Below are 10,857 nucleotides of genomic sequence, written 5' to 3' on the forward strand. Positions count from 1 at the left end.
ACCTTTGGTGTGATGGCGTACATGTAGAAGGGTGACTGAAATATTAGGAGCAACGCTAGATAAATGTGTACTCAGGCTTGGAATGTGAGCGAGTGTAAGTATGAACTGTCCCCCAAATGTTGGACATCAATCCGTACATAGGGGGCAGTTTAAAAATGGAAGGTTTATACCCGTCATCTTTCAAGTTGCTTCTTTGTTGGCTGCACTCGCTCACCCCGGTCACATAGTTATCTATGCTCCCGGGGATTCGCTCCCTTGCCGTCGCGATGCATCTTGAAATCCATTGGGTATATATGTATTACGAAATATCGATCAAACCAAGATCATTGCTTAATGTCGTACCGCTGATATCGTAGCTGGCAAGTATTTGGCTTCCTTTTTTGTATAAAAAAGCTTTGCGGGCTTCATTATCATTTCCCCATACTACAAATACATGCATAAAGACTATTGAGCCATCAGGAACGCCAAGATCGCCTGGGTCAATAGTATCTGTTAATCCAAGAGTAATATTATTACCTTGTTTACTTAAATGCTTTTCACCGTCGCCATCCATATAACTAAATTGGATTCTGGCAACAAATCCACCTGAATTTTTAAGACTCATCTTGCCGATTTCTTGTAATGTCATTACAGTCTCCTTTTGAGAAAAAATTAATAACATTTAGCTATTCAACTACATAAGCCGTTTAAGATGTGTTAAATAAAAGTAAATCTTAGTGAGTGAAATAAATAACACATTAAAACCACTAGGACAAATAATTATCATATATTTTCTATGAAAAAACAAAAATTATCTTGATAAGTACCAATAATAAATAATTTCCTTTCGTTAGATATTTAATCTAGTCCCTATCTTTTCTTTATAATACAATGAGGTATTTATTTTATATAATAAAGACTTTATTGTTTTAATTGGTAATGATTTCAATTTATAATGTTTGGCGGTTTATCATAGTAATTGAGAAATAATCACACTGTGAGTAAATAATTTCGTATTTCTTTAATAACTTATTAGATGTTTTACATCCTGATTTTTTCTCAGTCGATTATCTAATTGGTTTATAACAATCATTTATTTCTTAACATTTAATTAAAGTCTGTACATTTGCATAATAAGCGAAAATGACTTTATCTAAAATTATAAGATAATTTTTTAATTTAAAAATAATTCATTAGGTGTTTAGTATCCTAATGCCTGATGTGGGAGATTATTCAGTTTATTCATAACGAATCTTATTTTCCATTTTGTCACCGATAAAAAGTTTGTTCCTAATATCTTCTTCCCTTTATTAAGCTATTCAAGTAACTCTTCATAAAGATTTGGTAGGATGCCGCTGGAGAACGCACTTCAAACCAGCGGCCTACTCTACAGGATTGACCCAAGGTAAATAGGGTAAAAAATGTCTTTACTACCTTGTTAACCTAGGGCTTTTTGTCTGAGTTTGTATCGAATCGACTAAATGACACACCAGTGTATTGGTTTGGTCATCCTTTATCGTAAAAATATTAATGGATTCGTATGTAATTTATTGATTATCAGTACAAATCCCCTTCAATACGTTGGCATGATATGCGATATGCTCACCGATAAAACTGGCGACGAAATAGTAGCTATGATCATAACCGGTGCGCAGGTTCAGTGTGTAGGGATGCTCAGTGCTTTCGCATACATCTTTCAACAGCTCGGGGCGCAATTGCTCTTCAAGAAATGGGTCATCGGTACCGATATCAATTAACATATGCAATGGCTCGGCGTTATTAGCCAGCAGCTCGACTGCATCATAGGTTTTCCATGTGTCACGATCTTCTCCCAGATAAGCACGAAAAGCTTTTTCTCCCCAAGGAACCTGAGAAGGAGCGACAATCGGTGAAAAGGCCGATACGCTGTGGTAACGATCTGGATTGCGTAGCGCGATTATCAGTGCGCCGTGGCCTCCCATCGAATGGCCACTAATGGCCCGAGCGGTTGTCACCGGCAAGTGTGCTTCGATCAGTACTGGCAGCTCTGACACCACATAATCATACATGCGATAGTGCGGAGCCCAAGGTTCTTGTGTTGCGTTGAGGTAAAAACCGGCTCCCTGACCTAAATCATAGGCGTCATCATCTGCAACTTTCTCACCGCGAGGGCTAGTATCTGGGGCGACAAGGATAATACCCTGTTCGGCAGCGTAGCGTTGAGCTCCTGCTTTAGTGATGAAATTCTGCTCATTACATGTTAATCCCGAGAGCCAATACAGCACCGGTAATTTCTGATGTTCAGCCTGAGGAGGAAGGTAGACTGCAAAATTCATAGTACAGCCAAGCATGGTCGATTCATGCTGATAAACATCCTGCCATCCTCCAAAACAAGCGTGGCGTTCAATCCTCTCCATTCTTTTTCCTCTCTGTAAAATCTACAGGTTCACTCATTTGACGGTGAACCTGAGGCTATCGTTTTCTGTTTTGTTAAAAACCGCTTATTACAGCATGGTCTTTAACTCCCTTAGAACAGCTTAGTAATGGATAACTGTACGAATTGATTTTCCCTCATGCATTAGATCGAATGCTTCATTGATGCGTTCGAGTGGCAAGGTGTGAGTCACAAAAGGCTTTAACTCAATTTCACCTTTCATTGCCTCTTCCACCATTTTAGGCAACTGACTGCGGCCTTTGACACCACCAAAGGCGGTGCCTCGCCATGAACGACCTGTGACTAGTTGGAATGGTCGGGTTGATATTTCCTGCCCTGCACCGGCCACACCAATAACCACTGATTGCCCCCAACCACGGTGTGCGCTTTCGAGTGCGGCACGCATCACATTGACATTACCAATACACTCAAAAGTATGATCTACTCCCCATTCTGTCATCTCAATAATGACTTGCTGAATAGGTTTGTCGTAATCATTTGGGTTCAGGCAGTCGGTTGCACCGAACTGTCTTGCCAGCTCAAATTTTGCTGGATTTGTATCGATGGCAATGATCCTGCCAGCTTTTGCCTGACGAGCGCCTTGAATTACGGCAAGGCCAATGCCGCCGAGCCCAAAGACGGCAACGGAATCACCGGGCTGTACTTTAGCGGTATTATGCACTGCACCGATGCCGGTAGTGACACCACAGCCCAGTAGGCACACTTCTTCATGATTTGCTTCCGGGTTGATTTTTGCCAGTGATACTTCGGCTACGACTGTGTATTCGCTGAATGTGGAGCATCCCATATAATGATAAATAGGCTGCCCTTTGTAGGAAAAACGGGTTGTGCCGTCCGGCATTACGCCTTTTCCTTGAGTTGCTCGCACGGACACACACAGATTGGTTTTTCCTGATTTGCAGAACAGGCATTCTCCGCATTCTGCGGTATAAAGAGGGATAACGTGATCACCGGGTTTAACGCTGGTGACGCCTTCACCAACCTCAACGACTACGCCGGCGCCTTCATGCCCGAGTATGACAGGAAAAACGCCCTCTGGATCATCCCCTGACAGGGTGAAGGCATCCGTATGACATACACCGGTATGACTGATTTTGACCAGCACTTCACCGGCTTGGGGCGGGGCTACATCGATTTCAACGACTTCAAGGGGACGGCCTGGTCCGAATGCAACAGCAGCTCTTGATTTCATAAGCTCTCCTTCTGAATAGACAGTGCTACGCGTTTGCGAATACAGATTAATAAAGTCAATCGGGTTATCAGCGAAGATATCTTTGTAATAGTTTGCTAAGAATATGATTTCGCATCTGTAGAAATGGTACAAAAATTTTAACATTAATACGTGTTTTTAAAATAGCTTACTAGAAATAATTGGAAAACTATGATTTGTCATGATCACAGATGTCCTTTTAGGAAAAGGCGGGTTGGGGAGAAATAACCTAACTTTGCACTAGCCATTGCGAGTTCCATAATATTCAACATAGCTCTACTGGCTGGAAAAATATTGGTTAAGCAACGAGATTCTTGGGAATTATTCACAAATAAGCCAAAATGTCTACTGGAATAAGAGTGACTCCAATGCTTCCTCAGGGTTAAATTTCTAGTTTTATCAGGTGTGCTGTAATTAAAGGGATAAGATGTGAAATGTAATTAATTTATAAAAGAGGCCCTCATAAATGGAGGGGCTATATGTATTACGAAACATCGATCAAGCCGAGATCATTGCTTAATGTCGTGCCGCTGATAACATAACTCGCAGTCAATTGACTTCCTTTTTTGTATAAAAAAGTTTGACGAGCTTCATTATCATTTCCCCATACTACAGACACATGCATAAAAATCATTGCGCCATCAGGAACACCAAGATCGCCTGGGTCAGCAGTTTTTTTTGCTCCAAGATTAATATCATTACCTTTATTACTTAAATGCTTTTCACCATCGCCATCCATATAACTAAATTGGATTCTAGCAATAAATCCGCCTGAGTTTTTAAGACTCATCTTTCCAATTTCTTGTAATTCCATAACAGTCTCCTCTTGATATTTTGAGAAAAGTAATAATAACATTCTGTTATTCAACTACATAAGTAGTTCAAGATGTGTTAGAGAAAAAATAAATCTTAACAAGTGAATAATAAGTAACACATTAAAACTACCAGGGCAAATAATTATTATGTGTATTTTGGAGAAAACAAAAATCATCTTAATTAGAGCAAAAAATAAGTAATTTTTTCGTTAGGTGTTTAATATAGTCACCATTTTTTCTTTATAATGCCAATCTAATGAGATATTTGTTTTTATATAATAATATTTTTATTGTTTTGATTGGTAATAATTTCAATTTATGATTTTTCATAACTTATTATAATGGTTGTAATGTAATGACGATGTGAGTAAATAGAACTGTATTCTTTTAAATAATTCATTGGAGAAGGAGATAAATTAACAATTGAATATAAAGATTTTTAGTTTAATATCTTTTTCAATTCTTGATGTCTCCGAAGAAAATAAGTATTACAATTCTGTCTTTTAATCAATCTATGGGAAGTCATTTTCATCGAGATATTCTAGCAACCCAGAATTATTAGAATATCTGGATACTGGTGAGTTAGCTGAATTTTGAGAAACGGGTATATTTACCTATTTTTGTCCTTTCATTTCCTATCTGAACTGGCTGTTCAATACTCAGCTTCAACTAAGTATTGAACTCATTCACTTTTGCGAGCATGATCGCAGTTCATTCACCAGTTTAGCTAATAGTTATGACTTCACTCACAGCACTGCAAACAGCGATATCAAAACTCACCGTCTGGCGTAAAGGCGATCAACGCGCACCACATAAGCCATTACTGCTATTGTATGTGTTGTCTGAGTACAAAAAAGGGCATGAGCAACTGTTTAATTACGGTGATGAAATTCATCAACCACTATTACAATTACTCACTGATTTTGGCCCCAATCGCAAAGAACACTATCCTTCAATGCCTTTCTGGCGCTTACGGAGAGATGGCTTTTGGGAACTGAAAAATGCAGAACATTGCACGCCACGTTCGGGAAGCAAGGAACCGCCAAAACGAGAGCTGATTGAGTATCAGGTTGCCGGAGGTTTTGATTCTGCCAGTTTTCAGTTATTGCGCTGTCAGCCTGCACTTGTTGATGAACTGGCACAACAGATCCTTAATGAACATTTCCCTGAAAGCGTTCAGGTAAGCCTGGCTGAGCGACTAGGTTTTGATATTAACAAGGGGCTAAATAGCCGTGATCCACGTTTTCGTGGTATGGTTTTACGCGCTTATCACTACCGCTGCGCCGTTTGTGGCTATGATTTACGTCTGGATGGTTCGCTGGTTGGTCTGGAAGCTGCCCACATCAAATGGAAACAGTTCGGTGGCCCTTGCCTAGTGGAGAATGGTTTGGCACTTTGCACACTTCATCATTCCGCTTTTGATAGAGGTGCAATTGGTATAGACGAGAATCTGAAGATTAAGATCTCTGATGGAGTCAATCGTAGTCCGGTTGTTGAGCAATTGTTCTGGGCCAGAGATGGCGAAAGCCTTTATCTGCCGCGTAATCGTCAGTATTATCCGGCAGATAGATTTATTGAATGGCACCAGACTCAGGTATTTAAGACATAAATAAAGTCAATTTATGTTGCAGATATCAACTATCTAGACATTTTGATGTTTAGATAGTTATATCATGCGCTATTCCCCAAATCCCTCACATTATCTTTCCGGCCCTTTTCCAACCCGTTTGAATAACTCCATACCATTGCAACATCAATCCAAACCGTATTAAATCCCTGCTCATATAGAAATGATACTTATCGTGTGGCGGAAATAGAGGGCCGTAGTTCTACAGAGGTAGCTGATAAAATCTCCGCCCTTTCGAATTACTAGCTCTGGTCATTTTTATGTAGCTGACAAGAGGGTATATTTATAAATGGAGCCGCAATGAAACTCTCAGATCTTGGTAGCAGAATATGTATCATAGGACCATCAAATAGCGGGAAATCCACACTGGCTAATGCAATTTTGGAAAAACTCAATCTGAAAGCCACGCATTTGGACCAACTTTTTCATTTGGCTGATTCAGATTGGCAACCGCGCCCTTATGATGAATTTATTACATTACACGATAAAGTAATAAATGAAGACAAATGGGTTATAGATGGAAACTATAAAAAAGCGCTTCCTCAGCGTCTTTCTAGAGCTACCGGATTAATTTTATTAGATATCCCTACCTTGTTAAGTTTGTCTTGATATATGAATAGGATTTTATTCCAAAGTCACCGACATGGTGGTCTTTCTGGGGCTAAAGAGCGCATAAAATGGGAGATGATACATCACATTATTTTCGCCGTACCCAAAAGCAGAAAACGTCATACTGAAATTTACGAAAGCTTATCAATTCCCAAGATAAAACTCATGTCAGTGAAAGAAATTAATCAGCAATATAAAGAATGGGAGCTTTCTCATTATTTAAATCGATGAGAAAGGAAAACAGCAGTAATTTGTATAAAAATAATCATTGAACTACATCTTGCATTTGATTCTTTCTTATTCAGAGTAGTTCATTACCCACGTTTTATTAGAGTTTTGGTTATCCTTGGATAAACTCATATATGTGTCCATCATATAAAAGAGATTGTTAAATCGAAAAAAGGCAAAATATCTGGCTTGTTGCTATTATCTAGATATTGCTCATGGTATGGCGAAGGCTGTGGCCTGTTAGTCTGCCATTATAGCCAATACGTTTTATTGCGTAGTTGGTGTTGATTTTACTCATCGGTTTTCTGGAATCATTATGACCAGACAATATCCGTCAATAATTTCCTGTAATTCCAGCAGTAATGCTTTTTCCTGACTGGATAACGGCACAAGGTGGGGACGGTGTACCATATATTTGTCATAATGCTTTGTTCCATTTTACGCAACACACTCAGTATGTCTTTGGATTTAATATCAGTGATAGTCCGTTTGCCAATGTGAGGGAAAACGTCTTTTTTCAAGTATTCGGCCCTACAGGATTCGACATTAATCATATCTGGCTTAACCTCGCCCGTGTTTTCCCTTACCTTTACCCCCGAAATAGCTTTCGTCTATCTCGACCTCACCTTCAAATAAGGAGTGTTCATCGACATAATCAGAGATAAGGACTCTGGGGCGGTGAAGTTACGTATTAATTAGGGGCTCCCTGATGTTTAAGTGTTACCGCCATATCTGCCAACATACAGTTCCAAATCTCGATACCTCTTGTACTCAATTCGTTCTTTTCTAAGCGTTCATCCAGTAATGTGGATATGCGTTGCTTCCAATCATCGCAATGGCGCCTCAGATCTATTAATACGTAACTATCCACAAGAGCCCTAATACTTTGAAAACCGCCTGTAATATCGATTCGTATCTCGCTGTTATCCGCGCGCACATAGAACCAATCTCTAGCATTTTGCTGAGAGACCTTTTTGCGAATTTGTCGACCAATCTATTGAGGTGAGTGTTGTTAGTGATGTTAGCTCTTATAGTTATTTGCCCCCTCTTGAAGTTCTTTGTAGATGGATGGAAACTGTTTTATCCAGAGCCTCAATAACATCAAAAACGATGTTGTATGCTACCGAAATAGCCCATGAGCATTCTTCGTTCTCATCGGTGTTAGGTAGATTATTCGTAACCAAAGAAAGAACAGCGCGTGCTTTCTTCAACTGCGCTGACTGCTGGTCGATATCAGTAAAATCGATGGTCATTATTTGCCTCCTTTTTGGGCCAATTCTTCAACCAGACAATGAGCAACATTGCCGGTTAATTTACTAAGGAAAGAGTAAATAGCTTTAAGCTTAGAAATCAGTCATCCGATGCGGGTAACTTTCCAACATTCAGCAAATGATTTCTGCCTGTCATGCTTTTTCTGCCACCTAAACCAGAGTAATTGCATGGTTCATGTTTGCTTTTCCATCTGGAGTACGATTGCGTCTGGTAGGCCGTCCAGAATGGTTATCACTGAATCAACCATGTCTGGCACTTACCGTCGTCAGTGGTCAGCGTTTTCATCCAGACAGCACTGTCTGAGCCTGCTGTATCCGGCTAATCATTTCCTCAAGGGACATTTGACGATAGTTCATGTTGTTACCTCCTGTACATTGAGGCGAATATGGGTAAAGCCATCCGGCTGTGCCTTCTGTAATGCGTGTTCTCTGGTGGAGGAAATGACCTGATAGCTGATGCTCACTATCAGTCCGTGTTTATTGACACCATAACCTTTGATCTGGAAATAGTTATGCATCGCTAACTCCTTTGAAATCATGTGCCTTACGGGCGGTATCTTCGATGATGCTGAGCAGTTCTATTTGAACCATACGTTCTTCTTTATTGCTCGTCAGAAACTGAGCAGCAGCGGCCAAGCATTCTATTTTATTCATCGCATCAACAAGATCGATAGAATTACACATGATGCACTTCCCGATTCAGTAAGTGGGTAGTAAAGGATAAGGTGAAATGAAGCGTCAGAATGCGGTGGGCTTCCAGTTCGGTAGAGGTCTCAACATAGATGTGATAAGGTTTGATCGTCATGTCAGCGCGTGACAGGGCCAAAAGACGATAATTAATCTCAGGGTGAATTTTGATTAAATATCCAGCCTTTAAAAAAGGGAATGGATGTGGAATGCCTTCACTTTTACTCATCAAACACTCCGGTTATCAGTAGGTATTGCCAGATGTTTTAATATACTTTGATTACTAAAATAAATTGTATAGCCTAATTCTTTGTTATATGAGTAGCTTACTCAGTTGCATAAATTTACTATATAAATAATTTCAAAATAAGACTATTATTATCAATGAAATCCTTGATGACGTTAAAACTTTGGAAAATTTCGTTATTCATTATTATCTATCCTATCTTATGCTACGGACGGCCCATTTAGACATCACTAAAATCATAAATATATGTTTGTTATCTAAAAAGTTTATATTCATGTTCTATGTCGGTAATCCGTTAAAAGGAAATCTTTATACTTATCTGGTAAAAGTGCAACCTCTCCCCAATTAAGCTCTTTTGTCCAATATCCAGTCCCAACGGAAGTAATAGGCGCATAAAAAACAATGATACGATTTTCTGCTCTTCCAGAAACTATCCCTCTGGGTTCAGCGAATTTATTCCAGACTCTAACTCTGAAATCTGCATAATGCTTAGGAGTATTAAGTTTTAACCAAACGGTGGAATGATTAGTGTGTTTATTTATCTCCGTTATTTCACCAAAATAGAAATTTGGGATTTCAACTTCATTGTGTATATCGTTAACATCTTTCAACGAATCACAAAAAAGATAACGATTAGAATGTCCTGTTTCATCAACAACAAAGATCTCTCTATAATAATTATTTCTGAAGTTGGCACAGAGAGATTGAACACTTGTTATTTTGCTTGGGAGTTTAAAAGTCTGGCCATTATGTCTTGATACAGGAACGTCAACTATTCGTCCATCTTTGCTTTCGAAGTGTGTCTCAAACGGTTCTTCGTCACTATCATAAGGTTCTCGGGGATTGTTTTCGGGTCTCTCCTGAATAAATCCATCGATAACGATCAATTCTTCATCTTCAATCGCTTTCTTGGCTTCTTCCTCACTTGAGTACCGTTTGCCAGTAATAGCGCCACTTCTTAAAAGACAGAAAGGTGCATCTGGAGTTGGCAAATGTCTGAAAAGAGCGTCACGCCCATCAGACATAACGGAAGATTCAGGATCTGAAGGTACCCTTATGAGAGGTTCGTAGCATTGAGGACAAATCAAGTTTCCCTTCATAACTAACTGATAATCAAGAGGCTCAACTTCATTACGTACAAGCTGAGCAATACTATGAATACGTTTATCCCAGTTAGGATCATAATAAGCGTAAGCTATGCGACGACTAGTCATACGAAGAAATCCTCTATACTGTAAGTCTCCAATCCTATAATGAATAACAAAATAAAATGTGAAATGAAATAAATTTTAAGTATTTTCTGATTGAATGTGTGAATTTTGCGTTATTATTGGTATTGAAATAATTTAGTTGGTAGGTGAAAATTACCTTATTCTTTACAAAGCTGTTAAGAAAATGAAACGTTTATTTTCTGCACCTACAGGATTCTATAGTGGTTTTTATTTAATTGCTTTTGAAAATTTTTATTTGGTTCAATTATCTAACATTCCACTATAATTCCCCAAAATTGTTTATGGCTTGAAAAACGTGATTTACATGAATAGCTTAATGCATAATTAATACAAAATGCTCATCGCTATATTGGCAAATAGTAATAAAGTATAGAATGTAATAATAACGTTTGGCGGATTCGACTAATAAGCGCAATTTTTCAGAAAGGCGGTCAGTTGCTATAGTAGGCATCTTTCCCGCCACAGGAGAATGCGCTATGGCCTATACACAACTGACCGAGACAGAAAGATATCAGATT

Annotated in this window: 12 protein-coding genes and 2 pseudogenes; 3 read left to right on the plus strand and 11 right to left on the minus strand. The window is 39.0% G+C overall.

The genetic code is table 11. From position 1 onward, the window contains the following. Nucleotides 1-298: 298 nt before the first annotated feature. From EAE90_RS20405 to EAE90_RS20420, 4 genes are all read right to left on the minus strand, one after another. Nucleotides 299-628 (minus strand): hypothetical protein, encoded by a 330-nt coding sequence (locus tag EAE90_RS20405; RefSeq protein WP_214055047.1) that lies wholly within the window; start codon nucleotides 626-628, stop codon nucleotides 299-301. Between the two features lie 898 nt (nucleotides 629-1,526). Further along, a complete protein-coding gene (gene fghA / locus EAE90_RS20410) occupies nucleotides 1,527-2,375 on the minus strand; it encodes an S-formylglutathione hydrolase (protein ID WP_214055048.1) in 849 nt (282 codons plus the stop codon). Between the two features lie 120 nt (nucleotides 2,376-2,495). Beyond that, complete coding sequence (locus EAE90_RS20415; RefSeq protein WP_214055049.1) at nucleotides 2,496-3,605, minus strand: S-(hydroxymethyl)glutathione dehydrogenase/class III alcohol dehydrogenase; 1,110 nt, start codon at nucleotides 3,603-3,605, stop codon at nucleotides 2,496-2,498. Nucleotides 3,606-4,107: 502 nt separating this feature from the next. After that, nucleotides 4,108-4,437, minus strand: coding sequence for a hypothetical protein (locus tag EAE90_RS20420; protein WP_214055050.1), 330 nt, complete (start codon nucleotides 4,435-4,437; stop codon nucleotides 4,108-4,110). Nucleotides 4,438-5,174: 737 nt separating this feature from the next. Between EAE90_RS20420 and EAE90_RS20425 the strand changes: the two genes are divergently transcribed. Both EAE90_RS20425 and EAE90_RS24035 read left to right on the plus strand, forming a co-directional pair. Next, nucleotides 5,175-6,047: a phosphorothioated DNA-binding restriction endonuclease gene (locus tag EAE90_RS20425; RefSeq protein ID WP_214055051.1), complete on the plus strand. Its 873-nt coding sequence runs from the start codon at nucleotides 5,175-5,177 to the stop codon at nucleotides 6,045-6,047. 318 nt (nucleotides 6,048-6,365) lie between these two features. Continuing rightward, nucleotides 6,366-6,674 (plus strand): GTPase, encoded by a 309-nt coding sequence (locus tag EAE90_RS24035; protein ID WP_246550998.1) that lies wholly within the window; start codon nucleotides 6,366-6,368, stop codon nucleotides 6,672-6,674. Nucleotides 6,675-7,375: 701 nt separating this feature from the next. Here the strand turns inward: EAE90_RS24035 and EAE90_RS24760 are convergent. The 3 genes and pseudogenes from EAE90_RS24760 to EAE90_RS20440 all read right to left on the minus strand — a co-directional run. Beyond that, nucleotides 7,376-7,456: pseudogene (locus tag EAE90_RS24760) on the minus strand (hypothetical protein); the annotation flags it as partial. Nucleotides 7,457-7,466: 10 nt separating this feature from the next. Next, nucleotides 7,467-7,583: pseudogene (locus tag EAE90_RS24765) on the minus strand (IS1595 family transposase); the annotation flags it as partial. 353 nt (nucleotides 7,584-7,936) lie between these two features. Next, nucleotides 7,937-8,155 carry a hypothetical protein gene (locus EAE90_RS20440; RefSeq protein ID WP_214055052.1) on the minus strand — a complete coding sequence of 73 codons (219 nt, stop codon included), beginning with the start codon at nucleotides 8,153-8,155 and terminating at the stop codon, nucleotides 7,937-7,939. Between the two features lie 193 nt (nucleotides 8,156-8,348). Between EAE90_RS20440 and EAE90_RS24325 the strand changes: the two genes are divergently transcribed. After that, nucleotides 8,349-8,477, plus strand: a complete 129-nt coding sequence (locus EAE90_RS24325; RefSeq protein ID WP_281422381.1) for a hypothetical protein — start codon at nucleotides 8,349-8,351, stop codon at nucleotides 8,475-8,477. A gap of 49 nt (nucleotides 8,478-8,526) precedes the next feature. On the opposite strand, the gene EAE90_RS20445 is transcribed toward EAE90_RS24325, so the two are convergent. From EAE90_RS20445 to EAE90_RS20460, 4 genes are all read right to left on the minus strand, one after another. After that, a complete protein-coding gene (locus tag EAE90_RS20445) occupies nucleotides 8,527-8,691 on the minus strand; it encodes a hypothetical protein (RefSeq protein ID WP_214055053.1) in 165 nt (54 codons plus the stop codon). Beyond that, entirely contained in the window at nucleotides 8,684-8,857 is a 174-nt protein-coding gene (locus tag EAE90_RS20450) for a hypothetical protein (RefSeq protein WP_214055054.1), read from the minus strand. Before EAE90_RS20450 ends, EAE90_RS20445 begins: the two co-directional genes overlap by 8 nt. After that, nucleotides 8,850-9,089 carry a host cell division inhibitor Icd-like protein gene (locus EAE90_RS20455; RefSeq protein WP_214055055.1) on the minus strand — a complete coding sequence of 80 codons (240 nt, stop codon included), beginning with the start codon at nucleotides 9,087-9,089 and terminating at the stop codon, nucleotides 8,850-8,852. Before EAE90_RS20455 ends, EAE90_RS20450 begins: the two co-directional genes overlap by 8 nt. A 290-nt stretch (nucleotides 9,090-9,379) precedes the next feature. Continuing rightward, nucleotides 9,380-10,321: a hypothetical protein gene (locus EAE90_RS20460; RefSeq protein WP_214055056.1), complete on the minus strand. Its 942-nt coding sequence runs from the start codon at nucleotides 10,319-10,321 to the stop codon at nucleotides 9,380-9,382. Nucleotides 10,322-10,857: the final 536 nt, after the last annotated feature.

This window comes from Photorhabdus caribbeanensis (genome assembly GCF_018448885.1).
GTDB lineage: Bacteria > Pseudomonadota > Gammaproteobacteria > Enterobacterales > Enterobacteriaceae > Photorhabdus > Photorhabdus caribbeanensis.

Coding starts and splice junctions, on each gene's coding strand:
- EAE90_RS20405 (WP_214055047.1), bottom strand. CDS start 628: ATGACATTACAAGAAATCGGCAAGATGAGTCTTAAAAATTCAGGTGGA.
- fghA (WP_214055048.1), bottom strand. CDS start 2,375: ATGGAGAGGATTGAACGCCACGCTTGTTTTGGAGGATGGCAGGATGTT.
- EAE90_RS20415 (WP_214055049.1), bottom strand. CDS start 3,605: ATGAAATCAAGAGCTGCTGTTGCATTCGGACCAGGCCGTCCCCTTGAA.
- EAE90_RS20420 (WP_214055050.1), bottom strand. CDS start 4,437: ATGGAATTACAAGAAATTGGAAAGATGAGTCTTAAAAACTCAGGCGGA.
- EAE90_RS20425 (WP_214055051.1), top strand. CDS start 5,175: ATGACTTCACTCACAGCACTGCAAACAGCGATATCAAAACTCACCGTC.
- EAE90_RS24035 (WP_246550998.1), top strand. CDS start 6,366: ATGAAACTCTCAGATCTTGGTAGCAGAATATGTATCATAGGACCATCA.
- EAE90_RS20440 (WP_214055052.1), bottom strand. CDS start 8,155: ATGACCATCGATTTTACTGATATCGACCAGCAGTCAGCGCAGTTGAAG.
- EAE90_RS24325 (WP_281422381.1), top strand. CDS start 8,349: ATGTTTGCTTTTCCATCTGGAGTACGATTGCGTCTGGTAGGCCGTCCA.
- EAE90_RS20445 (WP_214055053.1), bottom strand. CDS start 8,691: ATGCATAACTATTTCCAGATCAAAGGTTATGGTGTCAATAAACACGGA.
- EAE90_RS20450 (WP_214055054.1), bottom strand. CDS start 8,857: ATGTGTAATTCTATCGATCTTGTTGATGCGATGAATAAAATAGAATGC.
- EAE90_RS20455 (WP_214055055.1), bottom strand. CDS start 9,089: ATGAGTAAAAGTGAAGGCATTCCACATCCATTCCCTTTTTTAAAGGCT.
- EAE90_RS20460 (WP_214055056.1), bottom strand. CDS start 10,321: ATGACTAGTCGTCGCATAGCTTACGCTTATTATGATCCTAACTGGGAT.